Below are 24537 nucleotides of genomic sequence, written 5' to 3'. Positions count from 1 at the left end.
ACCCGGACGGGACACACTGAGCGGGACCAGCGGCGGAACACGCCACGTGAGCGGCACGCCAAGGGGCGCGGACCCGATCGGTCCGCGCCCCTCCCGTGACCGCGGGCCGGTTACGGCGTGCCGAAGGTCAGCGTCAGCTGCGGCGTCCCTTCGTTCGCCGCCGCCTCCGACGACCACAACCACAGCGCGTCGCTGCCGGAGGCGGTCAGCGCCAGGCCGTAACCGCCGCCGAGCGCGCCCGCGACCGCGGCCGTGTTCAGCCCGGTGGTGTGCACGGCCGAACCGTCCGGGATGCCTGCGAAGGTGCCGAGCGCCGGGGAGCCGAGGGTCGGACGGTTGTTGTACGTGGTCCCGCCCTCCGTCCACGCCCCGGTGACCGGGACGACCTGGACGGCGTCCGTGGTGCCCGCGCCGGCCATGGTGCTGGTCTTCACGCCGAGCGTGGCCGACTTCAGCACCGTGCCCGCGGGCGCGGCGGGCAGGTCGAAGCGCAGGTAGCTCGCGTACGCCGAGGTCCCGCGGACGGCGAGGGAGCCCGAGGCGCCGTAGTTAGTGGCCGGGGCGCCCGCGTTGGCGTACGTGTCCTCGGCGGCGGTCACGCGGACCACCGAGTCCGCCGGGGCGGAGGCGAGAGCGTGGTGGTTCTGCACCTGCGCCGCGCTCAGGACGGACGGGTACACGGCGGTCTCGTCCAGCTGACCCGCCCAGTGATCGCTGGTGGGACGGTCCGGCCAGTTGCCGAGCCCGTCACCGCCCACGCGCCAGAAGCCCGAGAAGTTCTCGTGCGTCGTGACGTTGAGGGTGCCGCGCCGGACGCCGTCGACGTACAGGGTCATGCCGCCCGGACCCTGGGTGGCGACGACGTGGTGCCACTGGTTGTCGTTGTAGGCGCCGGGGGTGGTGATGGTGCGGGTGGCGCCCGTGTACACGCCGAAGACCAGCCGGCCGTCGTTGGTCATGTAGACGTGCTTGTCGTACCGGTTGCTGCCGTTGACCTGCTGGTTGCCGAAGCCGACGAGCTTGCCGCCGCGGGTGGTGTTCGTCCTGAACCAGGTCTCCACGCTGTAGGCGCTGCCCACCGACTGCCGCTGGTCGCCGTACACGTGGGCGTTCGTGCCGTTGAAGCCGATCGCCGTGCTCGCGCCGGTCACCGCGGCCGGCGTCTGGCGCAGGGCCGGCCCGTTCTGGTGCACTCCGGCCTGGTTCCCGCCGTCCGAGGAGTCCGCGACGTAGGGCGCCGCCGATTCGTCGTAACGCCAGTACAGCTGGGCGCCGTCCGCGCGGACCCGGCTCGGGTACGCCTGCGCCGACGTCGGTACCGTGACGGCCGCCGTCGCCGACAGGGCGCTGGTGTTGCCCGCCGCGTCGGTGGCGGTGACCCGGTAGGTGTACGACTGGCCGGCCTGGGCGGTGGTGTCCGTCCAGGAGGCCTGCGGCCGCCGGAAGAACAGCGAGTCGGCGGTCACCGTCGCGATCGGCGACGCGGAACCGTTGCGGTATATCCGGTAGGTCAGGGCGCTGTCGTCCAGGTCGAGGCTGGTGCGCCAGCGCACCTGGACCCCGCCCGGTCCGAAGGCGGAGGCGCTCGCGACGGGCACCGTCGGAGCGCCGGTGTCACCGGTGGAGGAGAAGCGCGTCAGGCTCTGCTGCGCCGCCCCGTTGACGGTGGTGAACTCACCGCCGACCCACAGGTACTGCGCGCCGCCCTTGGAGCCGACCGTCATCACGCGCGGGCCGATGCCCTCGCCGATGCCGTCGTTGGTGTCGGGGGCCCAACCCAGTTTGCCGACACCGGCGGTCGGCTGTGCCAGCAGGTGGTGGCGCTGACCGTCGGGGAACTCCCCGACGCTGGCGCAGTCGTGCGCGTGCGAGGCGCTGTAGAGCACGTCCTGGTACGGCAGCACGGCCTGGGTGGCGCCCAGGCAGGTGTCGCGCCAGCGCTGGCCGAAGCCCGCGAGGTCGAGGGCGATGCGGCCGTCGAAGACACCGCCGCCGGTGCCCTCGTTCGCGGTGTAGAAGCCCGTCCCGTCGGTGGCGATGTCCTTGACCACCGAGTTGGTCTCGATGAAACCCGCGTAGGACTTGGTCAGGGCGCCGCTGTCGGCGTCGACGACGGCCAGCGCGTGCGTGTTCGTCCCGTTGACGGTGAAGAAGTCCCCGCCCAGCAGGACGTTCCGGCCGTCCGGGGTGACCTCGACGGCGCGCCCCGGCTCGTCGGCGTTGGCCGTGAAGGGGCGCAGGGCGCCGTCGGCGGCGGCGACGGCCGCGAAGCGCTGCCGGGACTGGCCGGCGACGGCGAGGAAGTCGCCGCCCGCGTAGACCGTGTCGCCGGTGACGGCGATGGCGCGGACCGTGGCCGCGAACGCGGGGCGGAAGGACTGCTTCACCGTGCAGGTCGCCACGTCGATCGCGGCCATGCTGGAGACCGGTGTGCCGTTGACGGCGCCGAAGTAGCCGCCCGCGTACAGGGTCTTCTTGTCCGGCGAGACGGTGAGCGCGCGGACGGTGGCGGTTCCCGAACCGACCGTGAACGACAGGTTGCAGGCGGTCGGGGCGCCGGTCGCGGCGTCGAGGGCCGCGAAGTTCACCACCGGTTTCTCGCTGCCCCCGGCGCCCGCGGGCGGGCGTACGGCGGAGAAGGTGCCGCCGACGAAGACCGTGCCGCCGGCCTCCGCGAGGGCCCAGACCACACCGTTGGGCTGCCAGGTGGGCAGCGCGTCGGCGGTGAAGGCCACGGGCGGGGTGACGGCCGCGGCCGGCGGGGCGAGCCCGAGGCCGACGAGCGCCCCGGTACCGGCAAGGGACAGGGCGAGAGCGGCCGCCGGCCCTCTGGATCTGTGCATGAACCCCCCAGTTCTTCGCGCGTGGTACTGCCCGTGCGCCGCGCGGGGTGCCCGGGGCACGGCCGTACGCCCGCGTGACCGCGGGACGGCCGAGCGGACGTACGTACGGGCGCACCTTAGGGCGAATCCGCGGGCCGGTCATCAGAATTGACCTATCAGGCGCAGAACCGGTCGAAAATCCTCAGCCGCGAGCCGTCCCGGGCGTCCTCCACGCCCGGGTGCGGTCATGCCACGGGGGACGCACGGCCCGGCGGCGGATCCGGCCGGGCCCCATGCCGGCCCCGCGCGGCGGCGGTCGGCGGCGGTCGGCGGGGCGCGTCAACCGCGCGAATCACGGGCCACCCCTTCGCACACGGTCACCCGCCGAAAACAGCCCCGTGCGGCGCCGCGCCCCTCTAACGTGCCCTCAATGCGGGGGACGGGCCATGGCACCGAAGGGCGGGGCGGATGGACGAAGAAGAAGACATGCGGCTGGCGAGGATGACTCCGGAGATCTCCCGGCGCACCCTCACGATGCTGCGCGGCCTCGCCGGGCTGGAGCCACCGGAGCAGGTGCCGGAGGACGCCATGATCGTCGCGGACGGGATCCTCGCCGACCACGGCACCGACGGTCTGCGGGTCCTGGCGATGACCCTGGCCGCCTGGGCGACGGCACAGATCGAGAACGTCGCCGAGCTGAGCCGGCGCAGCCACGAGGCGGTGCTCGACGCCATGGAGCTGGCCTGCCTGGAGGCCGCCGCGGAGGAGTAGCCGAGCGGTGACGGCCCGCTGCCCGCGGTGTCCACGGCCCCTGCGGGCGGCGGCCACCGCGGGCCCGCGCACATCCGCCACGACGCGTCGGCGCCATCCCGGCCCGCTTCGGCGACACTGGGATGAGCAGAAGGCTCTGGGGGGTCGTGATCGGAGGCCGTCGTGAGCACACCTTCCCCTATTCGAATCGCCGCCGTCCTGTCCACCGAGTACCGGGGACGGTTGATGTCCCACGCCCGGCAGGTCAATTTCCCCGAGGGTTCACGGATCTTCGACGAGGGCGGTCGGGCCGATTCCTTCTGGATCGTGCGCTCGGGCACGGTGACCCTGGAGATACCGATGCCGGGTCACCGAGCCGCTCCCGTGGAGAGCCTCGGACCCGGCGAACTCGTCGGCTGGTCCTGGCTGTTCCCGCCGTACGTCTGGCAGTTGAGCGCCGAGGCGATGACCCCGGTGCGGGCGTACGAGTTCGACGGACCGACCGTGCGCCTGCTCATGGACGCCGATCCGGCCTTCGGGTCCGCCGTCGGACACTGGGTCGGACGCGTCCTCGCCGTCCGGCTCCAGCAGACCCGCACCCGGCTCCTGGACCTCTACGCCCCGCGCACCGGTGCGACCCGGTGAGCCCCCGGAACCCGTAGAAGAAAGGTTTCGGGGTGGGTGTTCGGCCGATTCACGGGGCCGCTCCCCCACAGGTCACGCATGCCGCCACCGCTGCGGAGTGCACACATGCGCTTACGATCAGTGACGAGAAATGGGGGTACGCACGGGCGTTCCGGTCGCGGATGGGCAAGACTCCCGTCCGTTATCCGAAACGCCGACCCGAGGAGTGTTCGAAATGCGGTCCATCACCAGGAGTCTGGGGCTGGCCTCCGGCGCCATGGCGCTCACCGCCGTCACCGCGCTCGCCGGAACGGGTGCCGCCGGTGCGGCGCCGGCCGGGACGCAGAGCCTGTTCGCGCCGTCCGCGCTCGTGGTCAGCCTGACGGCCGGCGAGGACGTGGATAGCGGCACGGTGCTGCGCGCGGCGACGCTGACGTGCTCGCCGACGCCCGGCGGCACGCACCCCGACCCGGCTGCCGCATGCGCCGAACTGCGGGCGAACGGACCCGTGTTGGACGCACTCGCCGAGCCCCGGCCGGACGCGGCGTGTACCAGGGAGTGGGACCCGGTGACCGTCACCGCGGTCGGGGTGTGGGAGGGCCGCAAGCTGAGCTACACCTACACCTTCGGCAACCCGTGCGGCCTGCGCGCCAGCAACGGCGTGCTGTTCGGCATCTGAGGCCCGGCCGGCCGTACGGGCCGGGGCGACGGGGCCCCACCATCGCCCCGACCCGACTGCCCGACCCGACTGCCCGGCCCGTCCGCCCGGCCCACCCTCCCGGCCATCAGCCCAGTTCGAGGCTGGTGATCCCGTACAGGTGGGCCAGGTCGAGCTCCGGTACGGGGCCCGTGTACATGCGGGCGGTCTCGAAGACCGGGGCCAGGCCCAGACCGGCCGCCAGGGCGGTTGCCGCCGGGTTCGCGTCGGGTACGTCCAGGACGACCTCCCCGTCCGGGGCGTACCCGGCGAGCCGCCGCAGCAGAGCGGCGGCCACCTCGGGGGTCTCGGCGTAGAGCGGTCCGATCCGGGGGGCGCCGGAACCGCACGGGCGGATCACGCCGAGGCCCTCGATCCGCCCGTCGCGCACGGCGGCGCGGGCGGTGTGGCCGGGGAGTCCCGTCCAGAGCGAGAGGAAGGCGTCGCGGGACTCGGGGAAGAAGCGGCGGTCGTAGGCGGCGAGCCGGACGAAGGGGAGGGCCGCCGCGTCGATGATCCCGATTCCGTCGCCGGCACCCGCGTCCGGCTCGTCACCGCCGCCCGGAACCCCCTGGTAGCGCATGTTGGTCCACGCCGAACGGAAGCCGGACGCACGGTAGTTGTCCTGCTGTTCGACGACTCCGTCCAGCCCGACCAGCCGCCCGGCGAGCCGGGCCGTCGCGGCCCGCCACACCTGGATGCCGTAGCCCTGGCCGCGCAGGTCGGGGCGGGTGATGTAGAAGCCGATGAAGCCGAAGCCGGCGCCGTAGCGGACGGCCGAGACGCAGGCCGCCGGCTCCCCGTCGAGCCGCCCCACGAGGAAGCCCTCCGGGTCGGCGGCCGCGAAGGCGAACCGGTCGTGGTCCCCCGGGTTCCAGCCCTCCGCATCGGCCCAGGAGCGCATCAGTTCCATGTCGGCGGCGCCGGCGCCGGTGATCTCGAATCCCGTCATGCCCGGTGTTGTACCAGAGCCGCCCGGACCCGGAACGGGAACCGGCCGCCCGGCGCACCACGGCTCGGCCCGCGCGGTCGAGGTCATCGGATCGGCTCGGCCCCGCTCCGACGGGGGTCGGGATCACGTCCTGGGCCGGCGTGGCGCCCCGGCCGCACCTGGCGGGAACGGGCTGCGCCAAATGGGGTCGCGACGGCGGGTGGGCGCTGCGTAGGGTCGCCGCATGGGAAAGCCGCTCGTCGCAGTGTTCAGTGGGGCAGGAATGTCCACGGATTCCGGTATTCCGGACTACCGGGGGCCGCAGGGGCTGTGGCGACGCGATCCCGACGCCGAAAAGCTCGTGACGTACTCGTCCTACATGGCCGATCCGGAGATCCGCCGCCGGTCCTGGCTGATGCGCGCCGAGGTGTGGGCCGCCGCCCCGCAGCCCAACGCGGCGCACCTGGCCGTGGCGGAACTGGAGCGCGGCGGCACTCCGGTCCGGGTGATCACGCAGAACGTCGACGGGCTGCACCAGTCGGCCGGGATGCCCGCCCGCAAGGTGTTCGAACTGCACGGGACGGCCCGGTCGGTGGTGTGCACGGGCTGCGCCGCCCGGTCGGAGACGTCCGAGGTGCTGGCCCGGGTGGCCGCCGGGGAGCCCGACCCGGCCTGTCCGGCCTGCGGCGGGATCCTGAAGACGGCCACCGTCATGTTCGGGCAGCGGCTCGACCCGGAGGTGCTCGGCCGGGCGGTGGCCGTGGCCAAGGGCAGCCAGGTCTTCATCGCCGTCGGCACCAGCCTCCAGGTCCAGCCCGCCGCCTCGCTGGCCGGAATGGCTGCCGAGGCCGGTGCCCGGTTGATCATCGTGAACGCGGAGGCGACCCCGTACGACGCGCTGGCCGACGAGGTCGTCCGCGAGCCGATCGGCACCGCGCTGCCGGCCCTGCTGACCCGGATCGCCGCCGAGAGCTCCTGAGCCCGCGCGGCCCCGGCCGCGGGCGGCGGAGCCGGCGGTCGCCGTCCGCCGCGGGGAGCCCGGGTCGCCATCGGCCACGGGCAGCGCCGGGCGCCGTCATTCGCAGGCTGCGCCGGTCGCCGTCAGCCGCCGTCGGCGGCCCGGCGCATCTCGGCCACGTCGAGCTTCTTCATCCCGTACATGGCCTCCATGGCCCGCGCGGCCCGCTCCGGGTCCGGGTCGGAGACCAGGTCGAGGGCCTCGGTCGGCGTGACCTGCCATGACACCCCGAACCTGTCCTTGAGCCAGCCGCAGGGGCCCTCCTCCCCGCCGTCCTTGGTCAGCTCGGCCCAGTAGTGGTCCGTCTCGCCCTGGTCGGCGCAGTGGATCTGGAAGGAGACGGCCTCGCTGAAGGTGAACTGCGGGCCGCCGTTGAGGCCGATGAACTTCTGTCCGTTGATCTCGAACTCGACGACCATCACGTCACCGGCCGCGCCGGGTCCCGCGTCCGTGTAGCGGCCGATCCTGCCGAGCTTGCCGTCCTTGAAGACGGACAGGTAGAAGTCGGCCGCCTCCTCTGCCCTGCCGTCGAACCACAGGCACGTGGTGAAACCCTTGGTGACCATGACTGCCTCCCGTCGCAGTGGGTGGGACCTCGCGTCCCACACCAACAGACCGGCCCCGCGCCCGAAACTCATCGGTGGGCGCGGGGCCGGTCTGTCGGTTCACTCCTGTGGGTTACTTCCCGAGCATGCGGTCGACGACCTGCTCGGTCGCCCGACCGTCGTCCAGGTCGCAGAACTCGTCACGGAAGGCCTGGCGGGCGGAGGCGTACTCGGCGCCCAGCGCGTCGGCGTTCCGGATGGCCTCGATCAGGCTCGCGGAGTCCCGGAGCAGCGGGCCCGGCGCCTTCTTCTCCAGGTCGAAGGTGAAGCCGCGCAGGGTGTCGCGGTAGTGCTCCAGGTCGTAGGCGAAGAGCAGGATCGGGCGGTCCGTGAGCGCGTAGTCGCAGATCGCGGAGGAGTAGTCCGAGATCAGCACGTCGGCGACGAGCAGCAGGTCCGCGGCGTCGGGCCAGTTCGCGACGTCGATGACGAACCCGTCGCGGACGCCGTCACGGACCTGCTCCGCCACCCGGTAGTGGCCGCGGACGAGCAGGACGTGATCCTCACCGAGCTCGCGCCGGGCCGCGTCGAGGTCGATCCGCAGGTCGAGCTTGTAGCCGCCGCTCCAACTCTCCTGGTTCTCGCGCCAGGTGGGGAGGTAGAGGACGACCTTCTTGCCCTCGGGCAGACCGAGCCGGCTGCGAATGGCGGCCACCCGCTCCGCGTCGGGCCGCACCAGGGCGTCGGTACGGGGGCTGCCGACCTCGATGATCTCGCCGTCGTAGCCGAGGGCGCGCTTGAGGACGGTGGTGGCGTAGGAGCTCGGGGAGGCGAGCAGCGACCACTGGTCACTGTCGTGCCGCAGGCCTTCCAGGACGTCCGGGCTGGTGTAGTAGTCGTGGGTGAAGTCGTAGCCGATCTTCTTCAGCGGGGTTCCGTGCCAGGTCTGGACGACGGTCTGGCCGGGACGGCGCCGGAAGGTCTTCGGGACGCTGTCGTTGACGACGTAGTAGCGGGCGCGGGCCAGGACGTCCCAGGCCTCCAGGCTCTCGTGCTGGACGGCGCGCGCGGTCGACGGGACCTCGACACGGCCGTCACGCACCAGCCAGACGTGCTCCAACTTCTCGCCGCGGCGCACCAGTTCCTCGTGGATGGCGCGGGGCGCGTCGCCGGCGCCGTGCCCCTGGAAGACGTCGTAGACGACCATGTCCTTGACCGGCAGGTTCCGCTGCGCCGGGTAGGTCACGTCGCGGGCGATGCGCTGCGCGTAGCGGGAGCGGTCGTGCGGGCTGAGCAGCTGGTCGACGACGAGCGCCATGCGGTCGTGGAAGCGCGCCTCGACGCGCATCCGGCGGCCTTCGACGGTGATCGCGTGCGGTCCGGAGCCCAGCGCGGGCGGTACCAGCTGGACGGGTGCGCCGCGCTCGACGCCGAGGAGCCCGGCGGTGACGCCGCCCTCGCTGACCGGACGCAACGTCGGCCACCAGCGGCCGTGCGGAATGGTGGTGCGGCCCGCGTAGGGCACGGGCAGGACCGGTTCGAAGGAGGCCTCGAACCGGTCGCCGTCACGGGTGACGGGGTAGCTGAACTCCACGCCGTTGTGGTTGTGCAGGACCAGCTCGTGGGGCTCGTCGGCGGCGGACGCGGGCAGCCGGAAGGTGCCGCTCAGCGTCAGGACGCCGTCCTTGGTGGTGACGGAGTCGACCAGCGGCGGCGGGACCTGGACGGAGAGGATGAGGTGGCCGCTCGCCGCGCGCTTGGCGAACACGGCGCGTCCGTCGGTGTCCCCGGGCAGCGTGGCGACCAGGGCGGTGAAGCCGCCGCGCTCGTCGTGCGCCAGCGGGTGGCTGGTCCCGTCGGCGCGGACCACGGTCAGGGCCCAGGGCTCGGGGGTCCATTCACCGGGCAGCCGCTCGGGCGCCGGTACGGCGCTCAGCCGGTCCAACGCGATGGCCGCGGTGAAGGGGACCCGGCCGCCGGGACGGGCCGCGCCGCCCTCGGGGGTCGTCAGCGGGACGGTGAGGACCGTACCGCTGACCTTGTGCTCGGCGTGCAGCGTGGCACCGGCGCCGACCTCGGCGGCCAGTTCACCGGCCACTTCCAGGGTCGCGTCGTCGAGGAGGCGTACGTCCAGGGCGCGGGCCCGGACCACCTCGACCTGGACGGTCAGCGAGCGGGAGATGATCGGCAGGATGCGCACGTCGGGGGTGACCCAGTGTGCGGGCGGGGTGTGCCCGCTGTCGTGGTCGCCCCCCTTGAGGCGGGCCCGGTGGAGGCCTCCGGCCCCGGTGACGGCGATGGAGGTGGACCATATGCCGTCACGCCAGGTGCCGCCCGACTGGAAGACCGTGGGGTCGACGACGGCGGTGAAGCCGGCCCAGTCGGCATGGCGCAGGGCCAGGTGCGGGGCGTTGACGGAGGCCATCGGGGAGGCGACGGTGCGGGTGCTGACGACGTTGCGGCGGCGCTTGCCGCTCTCGCGGAAGACCAGCACCTTGCGGGAGCCCAGCCGGCTCTCGGCGCCCAGGTGGCCGGGCAGCGCGTAGCCGCGCAGCAGGAGCTTGCCGTCGGCCCAGGAGGCGTGCTCCAGTCGGCTGACCACGCGGCGCTCGCGCGGGCCGAGCGTGAGCAGCTTCGGCGGAACGGGCGCCTGGAGGAAGGGGTAGTCGGCCTGCGGGCGGGCCAGTCCCTTGACGGGCACGCTGTAGCTGTAGTCCCGCTGGTGGTGCAGCAGGCCGATGAACTCCTCGACGCGACCCTCGCGCGCCAGGTACGCCTTGAGGCGGTCGGCCACGGTGAGGTCGTGCCAGGGGCCGGTGCCGATCTCCCGGACGAGGCCGCCGACCTCCTTGACGAAGGCCTCGCGGAAGTCGGGGCCGCCCTCGTCGACGTACTTGTAGATGAGGGGGAGTTCCTCGGCCAGCACGTTGTGGTCGTAGTCGCGCAGGTAGCGGGCGTACTTCTCGCCGGACTTGCCGAGCAGCGCCTCGCGGACCAGGCGGACGGAGGTCACGCGGTCGATGACGGACACCGGGTCGGTGGAGCGCTGGGTGATGGAGCGCTCGCCGGTCTCGCGGACCCGCCAGTGGTAGACCACGTCACTGAGGACGTCGACGCTGGTGGCGAAGTAGTGGGCGGGGATGCTGACGGGCGCGTCCTCGTAGAGGATGCCTTCCGGGTACTGGAAGCCGTGCGCGTCCCAGAAGGTGCGCCGGTAGACCTTGTTCCACGCGGTGCGGTCGGTGACCAGCGCCGGGAACTTGGAGATGTGGGTCTTCAGCCGGTCCTTCGCGAATGCGGCGCGGTGGCCCCAGGACTGCTGCTTGCCGACGGAGCGGAAACGCTCGACGTTGCCCGCCGCGAAGTCCGACCCGGTCTCGTCGAGGGTGTCGACCATCCGCTGGTAGGCGTCCGGGGGCATGGTGTCGTCACTGTCGACGAAGGCAAGGTACTCGGTGCCCTCCGACGCGTGCCGGGCTCCGACGTTGCGGGCGGCGCCGAGCCCCGCGTTCTTCTGGAGGACCAATCGGAAACGTGCGTCGCGAGCCGCGAAGGCCTCGGCTATCGCCGCACTGGAGTCCGTGGACCCGTCGTCGACGAGGACGACCTCGAAGTCGTCGAACGTCTGAGCGGCGATGGATTCGAGGCACTCGTCGAGATAGAGCTCGACGTTGTAGACGGGGACGACGATGCTCAGGCGCGGGGGCATGGGTGGCGGGTTCTCCAGCGTTTTTTGCTCTGTTGATGAGTTGTTGATCAGCCGATTACAGCATCTTACTCTGTAACGGGATGATAAATTCAGCCCATCCCGGACATATCCCGGTGTCCGCCGGGGCGGACGGCAAAGAATTCAACCGCCCGCCTCCGCAACGTCGCGGCCCTCCCGGGCAGCCGTCAGACTTCCAGATCGAGCTCGATCTTCCTGAGCTGGTGTCGGGCCATCGCGAGATTGGCCCGCACGCGGTCCAGGGCGAGGTAGAGGAAGAAGCCCTCCGAGTTCCGCCCCTTCATCAGCCGGATGAGGTGGTACTGACCGCCGAGCGTGATCAGGATGTCCTCGATCTCGTCCTTCAGGCCGAGCATCTCCATCGTGCGCACCTTGGCCCGCACCACGTCGGTGTTGCCGGCGGCCGCGACGGCGAGGTCGAGGTCCTTGCCGCCGCCGACGGTGCCGAGGGCCATGCCGCTGCCGTAGTCGACGAGGGCCGCGCCGAGCGCGCCGTCGATGGTGGTGAGGGCTTCCTTGAGTGCGGTCTCCACATTGACCATGACTGTTCCTCTTTCTTCTGTCACGTCGACCTGTGCCGGTCGCTCGTTTGCTTTCGTTTACCGCTGGGGGGAAGGCGGGGGGCCCGGTCCGCGCCGGTCACGGCCCGGGGGCGCCGGAGGACGGCGCCGCGGGGCCCCGACGGCCGAGGCTGAGTTCTATGAGTTCGGTGATGTGCAGGCTGGACCGGCGGGCCTCCAGATGGAGGCGGCCGACGTTGACGCGGGTCTCGGCGATCAGGGTGAGGACGGCGGCCTCGCCGGCGGCGTACGTGGCCACGTACCCGTGCTCACCGCGGACCAGGAGTTCCCGGAACGCGCCCTGGCCGGTGCTGTCGCTGAGCCGCTGGGCCACACCGAGCGCGGCCGCGGTCAGGGCCGCGACGGATTCGGTCTCGGTGGCGGCGCTGTCCTGGGCCAGGACCAGGCCGTCGGAGCTGGCGGCGAGGGCTCCGGTGAGCTGGGGGACGCGGGCCCGCAGACGACGGAGCTCGGCGAGTATCTCGGCCTCGGCCTCGGCGGTCACCATCGACGGGCCCATGTCGCCCTTCCTCCCTTCGGGCTGCCTTCGGTCGGGGCGGTCGGCGCGCAGGACCGGCCGCAGTGGGAGCCTCACAGGCTTGCCTCCAGTGCGTCGCGTAGCCGGCGGAGCAGTGCCACGTCCGGGGATTGGGCCTGGGTCATCCAGTCGGGCAGGGTCGGGGCAGGTTCCGGGACCGGCGCCTCGTGGGGGGTCTCGACGAGTCCCGCGGCAGCGAGTCTTCGTACGTCGAGCAGGGTGTGGAAGGCGGGCCGGCCCAGTACCCACGCCAGGTCCGCGGGGGTCCGTATGCCGTCCGCCCGTTGGAGGAGGAGGCGCTGGCGGGCGGTGACCGTCTGTCCGGGCGCCGCGGCCCGGGGTACGACCGGTGCGGTGTCCAGCAGCGGATACGGCCAGACGGCGTCGAGCAGTTCGCGGCGGCGCCGGGTCTCGCGTTCGACGGCGGCGGCGGCCACCGAGCGGACGGAGCCGATCCAGTGGGTGGCGCCCCGCCGGAACCGGGAGGGACCGCTGCCCGGGGAGAGCGCGAAGAACGCGGCGTCGAAGATGGCGGCGAGGTGACATATCTCAAGTTCTCCGCCCGCCATGCCACCGCTGTCCACGAGGAAGCGGGCGACCTGGCGGCGGGCGCCGGCCGCGGAGATGGCCTCGTTCCACCGTTCGGGCGCGAGGCCGCCGCCCGTGGTGAGGAGTACGTCGAGCCCGGGGGTGGAGGGACTCTCGGCGTGCACGATCCTGCCGTCCTCCAGGAAGAGGGTCCCCCGGTCGCGCAGGAGGGCGCCGGTGGCCCGTTCGGCCGCGAGTCGGGTGAGCAGGGGGGATACCGCGGTGGTCATCTGAGCACCAGTCCTTCGGCCAGTGCGCGGAGCCTGAGCCGTGCCAAGGCGAGATTGCCGTCGGTCCTGTCGAGCCACAGGTGGAGGAATACGCTGCTGTCGAAGCTCGTCTCGACGAAGCGCAGGACGTGATATCCGGTACGGGTGGTGACGATGAGGTCTTCCACGGGCGGGCCGGAGCCCGGTCCACCGGTGTCCTCCGGCATGCCGGCCGCGGGGGCGAACGACTCGTACTCGGCCGCCGCCCGGGCCAGTTCGGCGGTTTCGGCGGCGGTGGTCTCGTGATCGCCCACCGGCGAGTCCCCGGCGGTGCCGAGGGCCAGTCCGCTGCTCCAGTCGACCAGCGCGGCCCCACGCGCACCAGGCAGGGCCATGGCTTCGAGCAGGCATTCGTCGATCCCGGGCACGCGGGCTCCCCTCCCGGCCGGACGTGCTGAGTGCACGGTCGTGCGGCGCGACAGGAGGGAACTTACTCAAGTTCCACAGTGCGAAAGGGCGTTCTGGCATTTTCCGCTGGAACATGCGCGGTCCCGAGTGACAGCTTGGCCTGAACCCGTTCGTTTCTGATCAAGCATGTATTCATTGGCCGCCACATTCGATCGCGAAGGGCCACGCGCCGCGACCGGTCCGCTACCGGGTGCGCGGCACGAACGCCGGTGCCCGCGCGTCGGCGACCTGGTGACGGCCCCGGATGGCGCCGATGGTCAGTCCGCCCGGCGCACCGGGAGCAGACGCTCCACCATCACCTCGAGGAGGCGGTCCGTCTCCGCCTCGTCCAGCATCGTCGGCGCGGTCAGGTCGTCCACGATCAGGCCCAGCATCGCGAGGTAGAGCAGGACCACGCCCTCGCGGTCCCCGGGCAGGCCCGCGTCCAGGTGCCAGGTGACGTTCGCCGCCAGCTCCAGCTTCTGGAAGCCGACGATCTCCGCCTGGAGTTCGGGCCGACGGGTGCCCTCCAGCCGCAGCTCCAGCATCGCGACGTGCACGCTGCGCTCGCGCCGCATCCGCTCCAGGAGCAGCCGCAGGAGCACCTTGGTGTCGAGCGGCCCGGCCAGGTCGGCCGGGTCGGGGACCAGCCGTTCGCGGGTGCGGTGCAGGATCTGTACGAGCAACTGGCCGCGGTGGGCGAAGTAGTTGGAGGCGGTGCCCGTCGGGACGCCGGCCTCCGCGTCCACGGCGCGCAGCGTCAGGCCGCGCGAGCCCTCGCGGGCCAGCACTTCGATCGCGGCGTCGAGCAGCGCGGCGCGGCGTTGCGGGTTCTGGCGCATGGGGTCCCCGGGGTGTGGGCGGCAGGTCTTCGTGAGCACTGCACCTGCAGTGCTCAGCCCACGCTAGCCGACCTGCGGGCTCCGGCCCCTCCCCACCGCCCCCTCCCCCGTGTCACGCTGCCGGACATGGAGCGGATCATCGAGGAGATACGTGAGGACCTGGACCGCCGGATCGCCGTCGCGGCGGACCGGCTCGCCGACCGGACCCTGACCGAGGACCCCGCCTACGCCGCACTGCTCGGGCGGGGCGAGCTGCGCGAGCGCATCCACCACACCCTCCGCCAGGCCGTCGAGGGTCTGGTCCGTGGCGCGCGGGGGTTGCCGCCGGACCTCTCCGACGCCCGGGCCGTCGGCGCCCTGCGCGCCGAACAGGGGGTGCCGCTCGCCTCGTTGCACCGGGTCTACCGCGGCTGCGGCCGGGTGCTGTGGCAGAACCTCACCGAGGCGGTGGCCGCGCACGACCGGGCCGCGCTGCCCCGGCTGCTGCCCGGGGCGCCCGCGCTGTGGGACGTACTCGACCGGATGACGGACGCCGCTTCGGAGGGGTACCACCGGGCCGAGGGGGTGCGTGGCGAGCGCGAGCGGGAGCGCCGCGCGGCCCTGCTCGACGCCCTGCTCGACGGTACGGGGACGGCGGCGGAGGCCGCCGACCGGCTCGGGCTGCCGGCGCGGGGCCGGTTCGCCGTGATCGTGCTCGGCGACGGCGCGGCCGAGCCCGGCGGACCCGGTGTGCCGACCGCCGGCAGACCCGGCGGGGTCGGTGGCACCGCCACCACCCCGCGCATCCTGTGGCGGCTGCGCGCCGACGGGGAGACCGGCCTGGCGGAGCTGGGTCACCATCCGCTGGAGTCGCTGCGCGAGCTCCTCGGCCCGCTCGCGGTGCGCGCCGGGGTGAGCCCGGTGGTGACCGACCCCCATGAGGTGGCCGGGGCCCGCCGGCTGGCCGGGCTCGCCCTGCGCACGGCGCCCCGCTCCGGCGGTCCGGCCACCGCCCTGCTGGACGAGCGGCTGCCGGGGGCGTTGGTCGCGGCCGACGCGGAACTCGCCGCCCGGCTGCGCCGCGTGGTGCTGGGACCGGTGCTGGCCCTGCCCCCGGAGGACTGCCGGATCCTGTTGACCACCCTGGGCACCTGGCTGACCTGCCAGGGCTCGACGACGTACGCCGCGCAGCGGCTGTACTGCCACCGCAACACGGTCTCCAACCGGCTGCGCCGCCTGGAGCAGCTCACCGGGCGGGCCCTGTCGGACCCGGCGCACGTGGTGGAGCTGGCGCTGGCGCACGCCGCCGTGACCCAGCGACCTAACGCCCCGGCCCCGCCGGCTCCCGAGGCGGCCTCGGGTCCTGCGGCGAGCTCGGGTCCCGGGGATCCCCCGGTGCCCCCGGCGGCCGCGGTTCCTCCGGCCCGGCATGCCGGGCCGACTCCAGCAGGTACGGCACGTCGATCACCGCGACCCCCGGGGTGAACAGCAGCCGGGCCTTGAGCCGCAGCGCGTTCTGGTTGTGCAGGGGCTGCTCCCACCAGTGCCCGACCACGTACTCCGGGATGACCACCGACAGCATGTCCGTGCCCTCGGCCGCCGCTTCCGCCTCCAGGTGGGCCAGCACCGGCCCGACGACGTCGCGGTACGGGGAGTGCAGCACCTTCAGCGGCATGCCCGGGTCGTGTTCCGCCCAGGCCCGGCGCAGCCGCTGCGCGTCCTCCTCGTCGGCGGCGACGGAGAGCGCGGTCAGGGTGTCGGGCCGCAGGCCCTGCGCGTAGCCGAGGGCCTTGAGGGTGGGGGCGTGGACGTTCGCGACGAGGACGACCACGTGGTGGCGCGCCATCCGGCGCGGTTTGACTCCGGGGGCGACGGCGACCTGTCGGGCCACCTGGTCGTAGTGGCGGCGCACGCCCTTCATGCCCAGGAACAGCGCGGGCATGGCGATGACGACGAGCCAGGCGCCGTGGGTGAACTTGGTGAGCAGGACGATCACCAGGACCACGGCGGTCATCACCGCGCCGACCGCGTTGATGGCGAGCCTGCGGTGGATGTGGATCCGCTCCTCCTTCGGGGTCGCCGGTGAGGCGAGTTCCTTGCGCCAGTGCCGGACCATGCCGGACTGGGAGAGGGTGAAGGAGACGAAGACGCCGATGATGTACAGCTGGATGAGGCGGGTCAGTTCGGCGTCGAAGGCGACGATGAGGGCGATCGCGGCGAGGGCGAGCAGGACGACGCCGTTGGAGTAGACGAGGCGGTCGCCGCGGTTGAAGAGCTGGCGGGGTGCGTAGCGGTCCCTGGCCAGGATCGAGGCGAGCATCGGGAAGCCGTTGAAGGCGGTGTTCGCGGCGAGGATCAGCACGCCCGCGGTGACGGCCTGGAGCAGGTAGAAGAGGAAGTGCCAGCTGCCGAAGGTGGCCCGGCCGATCTGGGCGAGGGCGGTGGACATCGGGGTGCCGGGGGGCAGGCCCAGTTCCGTGGGGTCGGCCGCGACGTGCACCTTGTAGGACATCGCGAGCACCGTGATGCCGACGAACATCGTCACGGACAGCACGCCCATCACCGCGAGGGTGTTGGCCGCGTTCTTCGCCTTGGGCTTCTGGAAGGCGGGTACGCCGTTGCTGATCGCCTCGACCCCGGTGAGGGCGGTGCAGCCGGAGGCGAAGGCGCGCATCGCGAGGAAGACCAGGGCGAGGCCGGTGTAGGTGCCGGTGGCGGTGATGGGCAGCTCGGCCGACTCGGCGCGGATGGTGTCCCCGGTCGCGATGCGGACGGCGGCGAAGGCGAACATGACGTAGATGACGAGGACGAAGCCGTAGGTGGGGATGGCGAAGACGCGCCCCGACTCCCGTACGCCGCGCAGGTTCATCAGGGTCAGCAGGACCACGAAGGCCACGGACAGGCCGACTTCGTGGTCGTTGAGGGCGGGCATCGCCGAGGTGATGGCGGCGACCCCGGAGACGACGGAGACGGCCACGGTCATCACGTAGTCGACGAGGAGGGCGCTGGCGGCGGTCAGGGCCGCGGTCGGACCCAGGTTCTCGGAGCTGACGACGTACGCGCCGCCGCCGCCCGGGTAGGCGTGGCAGGTCTGCCGGTACGAGGCGATGACGACCACGAGGAGGAAGACGATGGCGGCGGCCGCGTACCACGTGAGGTGGAGCAGCGCGACTCCACCGAGGGCGAGGATCAGCAAGATCTCCTCGGTGGCGTAGGCCACGGAGGAGAGCGGGTCGCTGCAGAAGATCGGCAGGGCGAGCCGTTTCGGCAGGAGGGTCTCACCCAGGCGCGCGGTGTCGAGGGGTTCACCGACCAGCACGCGTTTCGCATTGATACGCCTCATTCCGGCATGATCGACCATTTCGCACCGGTTTTCCGGGAAGCGGCCCGGACGTCCGTTCCGGTGGCGATCTTGAAGGGCCGCTGCGATGGTGATCACGTCGACCGCCTCGGGCAACGGACGCGAGCGGTCGCCCGAACGGAAGGAGGACGGCCGTGGACGGATCCGTCTATCTCGCCTACGACTACCCGGTGCTGGGCGCGTTCTGGACCGTGATGTGGATTTTCCTCTGGGTGATGTGGATCGTCCTGCTCTTCCGCATCGTCGTGGACCTCTTCCGCGACCACGAGATGAGCGGCTGGGTGAAGGCGGCCTGGTTGCTGTTCCTGATCCTCATCCCGTTCCTCGGCGTCCTGGTGTACGTGATCGCCCGGGGCCGGAACATGGGCAGGCGCGAGATCAAGCACGCACAGGAACAGCAGCAGGCGTTCAACGCCTACATCCGGGACGCGGCCGGCACCACCGGCAAGAACACCACGGACGAACTGGCGAGGCTGTCCGAGCTCAAGGCCAAGGGTGACCTGAGCGAGGCCGAGTTCCAGCAGGCCAAGCAGAAGCTGCTGACCTGACGACGGCACGACGCGGCCCGTCGTGAGGGGGCCGGCCCCGACGGGCCGGCCCCCGGCCGTACCTCACATCCTGGCGGCGGCGCTGCGGATGGCCTCACGGATGCGGAAGTACGTTCCGCAGCGGCAGATGTTGGCGATGGCGTCGATGTCCTCGTCCGTGGGCTCGGCCGTCCGCCGCAGCAGGGCGACGGCGGCCATGATCTGCCCGGGCTGACAGAACCCGCACTGGGCGACGTCCTGTTCGAGCCAGGCCTCCTGCACGGGGTGCAGCACGTCCCCGTCCGCCAGCCCCTCGATGGTGGTCACCGTCCGACCCGCGCAGGCGGAGACGGGCACCACGCAGGGGCGTACGTCCACCCCGTCGAGGTGGCTCGTGCAGGCCTTGCAGACGTCCACCCCGCAGCCGTACTTCGGCCCGTGGACGCCGAGCATGTCGCGGAGCACCCACAGCAGGGGCAGGTTGTCGGGCGCGTCGACGGTGACGCTGCGCCCGTTGACGATGAAGGTGTGCGAAGGCACGGCGTACTCCAGCGGTCAGCGCGGGTAGGGGGTGAAGTCGACGTCGAAGTCGAGGGGGAAGCTGCGGGGCTTGGAACCGGTGGCGCGGGCCCAGGCGTTGGCGATCGCGCCGACCGCGGCCGGCACCCCGAGCTCACCGGCGCCGCCCGGCTCCCCGCCGGTCGCCGGGAACACGAAGACCCGGACGTCCCGCGGGGTGTCGCGCTGCTGCGCCCAGTGGAACTGGCTGTAACTCCCCTCCAGCGGGAGCCCCTTGTCCAGGTGCAACCCGGCCCGCAGGGTGGTGGAGATGGCGTCGGTGAGACCGCCGATCATCTGGGCCTCCAGCCCGCGCGGATTGACGGGCAGGCCGACGTCGACGGCGATGACCGCCTTGGTGACGCGGACCCGCTCCCGGTCCCGGGCGTCGATCTCCACCAGAACGGCCGTACGGGACTTGTACTCCTCGTGGAAGGCGATGCCCTGCGCGCAACCCGCCGGCATGGCGCGGCCCCACTCCCCCTCGGCGGCCACCTTGTCGAGGACGGCCCGCTGGGCGTCGGTCTTGAGGAAGGTCCGGCGAAAACGGTACGGGTCCTTGCCGGTGGCCGCCGCGAGTTCGTCGACGACGATCTCCTCGGCGCCCCTCGTGTTGGCCGAGTAGACCGAACGCCACGAGGCGGTGGGAATGCCGGTCGGCACCTCGGTGAGCGCCTGGGTGGTGAGCCCGAAGTGGTAGGGGCTCTTGACCGTGGTGTGGAACAGGGTCTGGGCGAGGGTGGCGTTGCCGAGGCCCAGCGGCAGGCTCGCCGCCGTCGCGGTGATGATCTCGCCGAGCCCGTGCCGGAAGTCCGTCTCGGCGGCGGCGACCCGGTGCTCGAAGCTCAGCACCTCGCCCAGCAGGTGGGTGGCGCGGATCCGGTGGTGGGTGGCGGGCCGCATCCGGCCGTGCCGGGTGTCGTCCACCCGGGTCCACATCAGTTTCACCGGTCGGCGGCACGCCTTGGAGATCCGGGCGGCCTCCAGCGCCGTGTCGAAGAACAGCCGGCGGCCGAACGAGCCGCCCGCCTGCACCACGTGCACCTTCACCTTGTCCAGCGGCAGACCGAGGTCCGCGGCGATGGACTGGCGCGCGACGATGGGCGACTTGAGCCCCGACCAGATCTCCGCCCGGTCGTCCCGCACGTCGGCGATCGCGGAGTTGGTCTCCATCGGGGCGTGGCTGACGAAGGCGAAGTCGAACTCCGCGTCCACGTAGGGGGTGAGCAGCGGCGGCACCAACAGCGGCGGGACGGCGGCGCGCAGCTTCGTACGGATCTGCGGGTCGGACAGGTGGTCGGCGGGCCCGGGTCCCCAGGTGACCTGGAGGGCGGCCTTGGCGTCGATGGCCTGCCCGAAGGTCTCGGCGACGACGGCGACACCGGTGGCGACGGTCACCACCTCCAGCACCCCCGGCATGGCCAGGACGGCCGCGCGGTTGCCGACGCCGCGTACGCCGCCGCCGAGGGTGGGCGGGCGGCGCACCACGCAGGGCTTGGCGCCGGGCACGTCGAGGTCGAGGGTGTATCGCTGGGCCCCGGTGACCATCGCGCGGGCGTCGACGCGGCTGGTGGGGGTGCCGACCAGGGCGTGCTTCGCGGCGGGTTTCGGGGCGGCGCCGAGGACGATCAGCGCCGGGGAGGCGGCGGCGACGGTGAGGCTGCCGTAGCTCGCGGTGCGGCCGTCGGGGGCGCGGACGGCGCCGTTCGCGGTGGTCAGCCGGGAGGCGGGCAGGCCCCAGCCCGCGGCGGCCGCCGCGACGAGGCGGGCCCGGGCGGTGGCCGCGGCCTGCCGCACCGGACCGTAGAGGGACCGGATGGAGTTGGAGGAGCCCGTCAGCTGGTTGAAGAGCAGCTCGGGGCGCGCGTCGTCGAGCTCGACGCGGACGCCGGCGAGCGGGGTGTCGAGTTCCTCGGCGACGAGCATGGCGACGGCGGTGGTGAGCCCCTGCCCGACCTCCTCGCGCGGCAGGCGGAAGCGGACGGTGCCGTCGGTGTCCACGGCGAGGGCGAGCAGGGCGGACGTGGGCGCGCCGGCCAGGATGAACAGGTCGCCGAGGTCCACCAGGTCGGCGATGGCCGGCAGGCTCGGGATCACGGCGTGGGCGGGTTGCGGCGCGAGGACGTCGACGCCCGCCCGGGTGATCAGGGCCAGGGTGGGCGCGGCGACGAGGTGGGTGAGGAAGGAGCGGCGGGTCCGCCCGCCGGCGCCGCTCGGTGCTCGGGTCCCGCCGTCCGCACGGCTCTGCGCTGTCATGTCGTGGTGTCCCCCACCCTGCCCGGTCCGCCGCGGCGGACCGCCCCGGCTCGTTACCGACGCGTAGCGTAGCGATCACGCAGGGGGGTGGGAAGCCGGAGGCGCGAGCGAGGGCCGCAGGACCGCGTCATCACCACGCAGGGGGTCCTTCGTTCGGGGGGTAACCCGGGGGTGCGTCCGACGCGTCGGGCGACGCGGGCGCATGCGCACACGGGTCTCACGACTCGGCCAAACGATCGAACGCGCCCCTCCCGAAAGCCGGTTTCCGGCCGGTAACACCACGGGCGGACCGAATTCGTTCGCACACGGCGCGAGGTCCCGGATCGCCGCTGGCATATGCCCTGCGCAAGACCGCTACGGATGTTGCCAAACGGCTTACAGCCCAACTCGCCCTGTGCAACAGTCGTAACCGGTCCTTCTTTCAGACCTGGCCGCGCCGCGCCTGTATCGGAGTTCTCATGCCGTCCCACCTGTACGCGGACCTTCCCGCGCAGCCGCCCGAGCCGGGGTCGGTGGACGCACTGATCTCACAGACCCGCCGGCTGCGGGGCGAGGTGGACGCGGTGCGCCGCGACACCGTCGTGGACGACGACGACGCCCAGGGGCGTTGGCAGCGCGCGCTGTGCGACCTCGCGGTGCACCACCTCGACGACCTCCGCCAGCACCTCGGACAGCTCAAGGAGGGTCTGCCGCCGGCGCCGGAGCCCGTCGAAGCCCCGCAGGCGGCCCCCGAGGCCACCGCCGATGACCGTCCGACGCGCGTCGGCAGCGCCGAGTGGAACCTGCTGACCGACGAGGTGACCTGGTCCGAGGAGCTCTTCCAGATCTTCGGTCGGTCCCCCGAGGCCGGCGCGCTCCCCCTCGACGAACTGGGCTCCACCCTGTTCTCCGAGGACCAGCCGACGCTGACCGCGATGGTCACCGATTGTCTGGTGGACGGCAAACCGATAGACGGCGAGTTCCGCATCGTCCGGGCCGACGGCCGGGTCCGGACGCTGCACATGAGGGGCGAGCCGGTACTCGACTCCGACGGTTGCACGGCCTCCATGTGGGCCGTGCTGCGGGACGTGAGTGAACTGCGCCGGAGCCAGCGGGCGGTACGCGAGTCGCACGACTCGCTGCAACGCCGGCGGGAGATCGCGCAGACCGAGCACCGGCTGGCGGTCGAGCTGCAGGAAGCCGTGCTCCCCCCGTGGCGCGGCTCCCTGCGGTTCCCGCACGACAACGCGGGCACGCTGGACGTCGCCGCCCACTACCTGCCCTCCGCGACCAGCGCGCTGATCGGTGGCGACTGGTACGACGCCCTCGAACTACCGGACGGGCGCTCCCTCCTGACGGTCGGTGACCTGACGGGACACGGGGTCAGCGCGACCTCCGGCATGGCGATGATGCTCGGCGCCCTGCGCGGCATGGCCATGGCCGGGATCGAACCGGGACCCCTGATGGGCTGGCTCAACCAGTTGCTGGAGACCTCCGTCCAACCCGCGCTCGGCTCGGCCGTCTGCTGCCGCTACGACCCCGTCCGTCGCGTCCTGTCCTGGGCCCAGGCGGGCCACCCCGCGCCCCTGTTGTTCCGCCGGGGCCAGGGCCGCCCGCTGCTCCCGCCGGAGGGCGTCCTGCTGGGAGCGACCTCCGGAGCGGTCTACGGGCAGGCCGAGGAACGACTGGAAGCGGGCGACGTGCTCGTCCTGCACACCGACGGACTGACCCCGCGCAGCATCGAGTTCAGCCGGACCGACGGGACCGAGCGGCTGCTGGCCCTCGCGCCCCGGTTCTCCGCGGCCCGGTCCGCCCGCGACTGCGTGCGGATGGTGACGGAGGAGTTCGGCGAGAGCGAGCGCGAGGACGACGCCTGCATCCTGGTCGCCCGGATAGGCGACTGACCCACCCCGGGTCGGCGGGCACGCCGGCCGGCGGATCGGCGAGCGACACCGTCCGACGAAAGCGCGGCCGGCGAAGGCGACCCCGCGACGCCACGGGCACGTGGGGCATCAGGGGCCGCGCCGGACGGCGCGGCCCTTCTCGTCCCCGGCATCGGGCACCGGCGACCCCCTCAGACTCCGGTGCCGCGCGGTGCGCGCGGCGCGGGGCTGTTGGGGAGGGCCAGCTCGATCTCCTCGCGCAGGTCCTCGATCCGCGCGTGACCGGCGTACTGAACGGTGAGCCGGTACATCTCGCGCAGCCGGTCCCAGGTCCGGTGCGAGGAGGTCTCGTTCATCGAGACCAGCGCGAGGCGGGCGTAGCGGTCGGCCTGCTCCGGATCGTCGGCGATGAAGCAGGCCGAGGCCAGGGAGATGTAGTCGAAGGTCTGCGAGCGCTGGTAGCCGTCGCCGCGCAACCGCAGTGCTTGCTTGGCGTGGCGCGCGGCGACCGGGGCCGCCGAGGCGTCGTGGTCGGCCAGCGTCCGGTAGGCCAGGGCCTGCATGCCGTGCAGGTCCGCCTCGTCGAAGTGCTGCATCCAGGAGGGCGGCGGTACGTCGCCCTTGTCGGAGACGAAGAGGTCCTCGGCCTCGCCCAGCGTGCGCCGCATGGCCTGGCCCTTGCCCATGGCGGCCTGGGCCCAGGCCTCGATGGTGTGCAGCATGGCCCGGGTGCGCGGCAGGGTCTGCTCGCCGGAACCCGATTTCGCCAGCTTCATCAGGTCCAGGGCCTCGTGCGGCTTGCCCAGGTGCACCATCTGACGGGCGGCCCGGGACAGGGCCTCGCCGGCCCGCGGCCGGTCGCCGCCCTCGCGCGCCGCGTGCGCGGCGATGACGAAGTACTTCTGGGCGGTGGGCTCCAGGCCGACGTCGTGCGACATCCAGCCCGCGAGCACCGCCAGGTTCGCCGCCACCCCCCACAACCGGCGCTGGAGGTGGTCCGGGTGGTGGTAGGCGAGCATGCCGCCCACCTCGTTGAGCTGGCCCACGACGGCCTTGCGCTGGAGCCCGCCGCCCCTGGAGGCGTCCCAGGCCCGGAAGACCTCGACCGAGCGTTCCAGGGCCTCGATCTCCTGGGAGCCGATCGGGGCGGCCTCGTAGCGGTCGTAGCCCGCCGGATCGGCGTGGTGGGCCTCACCGCCGAAGCTCCGGGCTTCCTTGGCGGCGGCGGGGTCGGTGTGCAGCCAGTCGTACATGGCGTTGCTGAGGGCTGAGCCGGCGGTGAGCGCGGCTCCCGCGCCCATCAGACCGCGACGGTTGAGCATGAGGTCCATTCCCGTGAATTCGGTGAGGACCGCGGCTGTGCGTTCGGGCGCCCAGGGCACTCCGTCGGGGTTCTCCTTCGCCCCGTCCGGTTGCCGTTTCGTGGTGCGCCGCTGCCGTACGAACCCGAGGTCCTCGATGGTCACGACACGACCGAGCCGCTCGGTGAACAGGGCTGCCAGTACCGTGGGTACCGGTTCGCGCGGGGTCTCCCCCATGTCGATCCAGCGCCGCACCCGCGAGGTGTCGGTCGCCAACTGGTGGTGGCCCATGGAGGCCGCCTGCCTGTTGACCATCCTCGCGAGTTCGCCCTTCGACCAGCCGGCCAGGCCGAACAGGTCGTTCAGACGGGTGTTTGGTCCCTTGCTCACGTCAA

19 protein-coding genes and 1 pseudogene are annotated in these 24537 nt (G+C 72.5%); 7 read left to right on the top strand and 13 right to left on the bottom strand.

Annotated elements, in window-relative coordinates; translation table 11 throughout:
• Positions 1-110: 110 nt before the first annotated feature.
• Positions 111-2843, bottom strand: coding sequence for a DNRLRE domain-containing protein (locus tag ACFY0I_RS09425; RefSeq protein WP_388892456.1), 2733 nt, complete (start codon positions 2841-2843; stop codon positions 111-113).
• 447 nt (positions 2844-3290) lie between these two features.
• On the opposite strand from ACFY0I_RS09425, the gene ACFY0I_RS09420 reads away from it, so the two are divergent.
• From ACFY0I_RS09420 to ACFY0I_RS09410, 3 genes are all read left to right on the top strand, one after another.
• Positions 3291-3593, top strand: coding sequence for a hypothetical protein (locus tag ACFY0I_RS09420; protein ID WP_281211262.1), 303 nt, complete (start codon positions 3291-3293; stop codon positions 3591-3593).
• Between the two features lie 162 nt (positions 3594-3755).
• Complete coding sequence (locus tag ACFY0I_RS09415; protein ID WP_388892454.1) at positions 3756-4217, top strand: Crp/Fnr family transcriptional regulator; 462 nt, start codon at positions 3756-3758, stop codon at positions 4215-4217.
• A 214-nt stretch (positions 4218-4431) separates the two neighbouring features.
• On the top strand, positions 4432-4875 hold the full coding sequence (locus ACFY0I_RS09410; RefSeq protein ID WP_388892452.1) for a subtilase-type protease inhibitor: 444 nt from the start codon (positions 4432-4434) through the stop codon (positions 4873-4875).
• A gap of 106 nt (positions 4876-4981) precedes the next feature.
• On the opposite strand, the gene ACFY0I_RS09405 is transcribed toward ACFY0I_RS09410, so the two are convergent.
• Positions 4982-5845, bottom strand: a complete 864-nt coding sequence (locus ACFY0I_RS09405) for a GNAT family N-acetyltransferase (protein ID WP_388892450.1) — start codon at positions 5843-5845, stop codon at positions 4982-4984.
• 223 nt (positions 5846-6068) lie between these two features.
• Here ACFY0I_RS09405 and ACFY0I_RS09400 point away from each other — a divergent pair, with 223 nt between their 5' ends.
• The gene (locus tag ACFY0I_RS09400; RefSeq protein WP_388892448.1) at positions 6069-6803 is read left to right on the top strand and encodes an NAD-dependent deacetylase; all 735 of its coding nucleotides are present in this window, start codon (positions 6069-6071) and stop codon (positions 6801-6803) included.
• Between the two features lie 122 nt (positions 6804-6925).
• Here ACFY0I_RS09400 and ACFY0I_RS09395 read toward each other — a convergent pair whose 3' ends face one another.
• The 7 genes from ACFY0I_RS09395 to ACFY0I_RS09365 all read right to left on the bottom strand — a co-directional run bounded on the left by ACFY0I_RS09395 (position 6926) and on the right by ACFY0I_RS09365 (position 14298).
• A complete protein-coding gene (locus ACFY0I_RS09395) occupies positions 6926-7408 on the bottom strand; it encodes a VOC family protein (protein WP_388892446.1) in 483 nt (160 codons plus the stop codon).
• Between the two features lie 112 nt (positions 7409-7520).
• Positions 7521-11096, bottom strand: coding sequence for a CDP-glycerol glycerophosphotransferase family protein (locus ACFY0I_RS09390; RefSeq protein ID WP_388892444.1), 3576 nt, complete (start codon positions 11094-11096; stop codon positions 7521-7523).
• Between the two features lie 185 nt (positions 11097-11281).
• Positions 11282-11656 carry a hypothetical protein gene (locus ACFY0I_RS09385; protein ID WP_388892442.1) on the bottom strand — a complete coding sequence of 125 codons (375 nt, stop codon included), beginning with the start codon at positions 11654-11656 and terminating at the stop codon, positions 11282-11284.
• A 97-nt stretch (positions 11657-11753) separates the two neighbouring features.
• Positions 11754-12194, bottom strand: a complete 441-nt coding sequence (locus tag ACFY0I_RS09380) for a roadblock/LC7 domain-containing protein (RefSeq protein WP_388892440.1) — start codon at positions 12192-12194, stop codon at positions 11754-11756.
• Positions 12195-12265: 71 nt separating this feature from the next.
• Positions 12266-13030 (bottom strand): transcriptional regulator, encoded by a 765-nt coding sequence (locus ACFY0I_RS09375; protein ID WP_388892438.1) that lies wholly within the window; start codon positions 13028-13030, stop codon positions 12266-12268.
• Positions 13027-13437, bottom strand: a complete 411-nt coding sequence (locus tag ACFY0I_RS09370) for a hypothetical protein (RefSeq protein ID WP_388892436.1) — start codon at positions 13435-13437, stop codon at positions 13027-13029. Before ACFY0I_RS09370 ends, ACFY0I_RS09375 begins: the two co-directional genes overlap by 4 nt.
• Before the next feature lie 297 nt (positions 13438-13734).
• A complete protein-coding gene (locus tag ACFY0I_RS09365; protein ID WP_388892434.1) occupies positions 13735-14298 on the bottom strand; it encodes a TetR/AcrR family transcriptional regulator in 564 nt (187 codons plus the stop codon).
• Between the two features lie 126 nt (positions 14299-14424).
• On the opposite strand from ACFY0I_RS09365, the pseudogene ACFY0I_RS09360 reads away from it, so the two are divergent.
• Positions 14425-15567 (top strand): annotated as a pseudogene (locus tag ACFY0I_RS09360) (helix-turn-helix domain-containing protein); the annotation flags it as partial.
• A 31-nt stretch (positions 15568-15598) separates the two neighbouring features.
• Here ACFY0I_RS09360 and ACFY0I_RS09355 read toward each other — a convergent pair.
• A complete protein-coding gene (locus ACFY0I_RS09355; protein WP_388892432.1) occupies positions 15599-17620 on the bottom strand; it encodes an amino acid permease in 2022 nt (673 codons plus the stop codon).
• Positions 17621-17772: 152 nt separating this feature from the next.
• On the opposite strand from ACFY0I_RS09355, the gene ACFY0I_RS09350 reads away from it, so the two are divergent.
• Entirely contained in the window at positions 17773-18186 is a 414-nt protein-coding gene (locus ACFY0I_RS09350; protein WP_388892430.1) for an SHOCT domain-containing protein, read from the top strand.
• A gap of 63 nt (positions 18187-18249) precedes the next feature.
• On the opposite strand, the gene ACFY0I_RS09345 is transcribed toward ACFY0I_RS09350, so the two are convergent.
• A complete protein-coding gene (locus ACFY0I_RS09345; protein ID WP_388892428.1) occupies positions 18250-18705 on the bottom strand; it encodes a (2Fe-2S)-binding protein in 456 nt (151 codons plus the stop codon).
• A gap of 15 nt (positions 18706-18720) precedes the next feature.
• Positions 18721-20979: a molybdopterin cofactor-binding domain-containing protein gene (locus ACFY0I_RS09340; protein WP_388892426.1), complete on the bottom strand. Its 2259-nt coding sequence runs from the start codon at positions 20977-20979 to the stop codon at positions 18721-18723.
• A 458-nt stretch (positions 20980-21437) separates the two neighbouring features.
• Between ACFY0I_RS09340 and ACFY0I_RS09335 the strand changes: the two genes are divergently transcribed.
• Positions 21438-22862: a PP2C family protein-serine/threonine phosphatase gene (locus tag ACFY0I_RS09335; RefSeq protein ID WP_388892424.1), complete on the top strand. Its 1425-nt coding sequence runs from the start codon at positions 21438-21440 to the stop codon at positions 22860-22862.
• A 170-nt stretch (positions 22863-23032) separates the two neighbouring features.
• Here ACFY0I_RS09335 and ACFY0I_RS09330 read toward each other — a convergent pair whose 3' ends face one another.
• Complete coding sequence (locus ACFY0I_RS09330) at positions 23033-24532, bottom strand: hypothetical protein (RefSeq protein ID WP_388892422.1); 1500 nt, start codon at positions 24530-24532, stop codon at positions 23033-23035.
• Between the last annotated feature and the right edge of the window lie 5 nt (positions 24533-24537).

Origin of the sequence: Streptomyces sp. NPDC001568 (assembly GCF_042893755.1) — a bacterium.
GTDB lineage: Bacteria > Actinomycetota > Actinomycetes > Streptomycetales > Streptomycetaceae > Streptomyces.
Note: the sequence above shows the minus strand (reverse complement) of the source record. Positions and strands in the feature narration are given on the sequence as shown.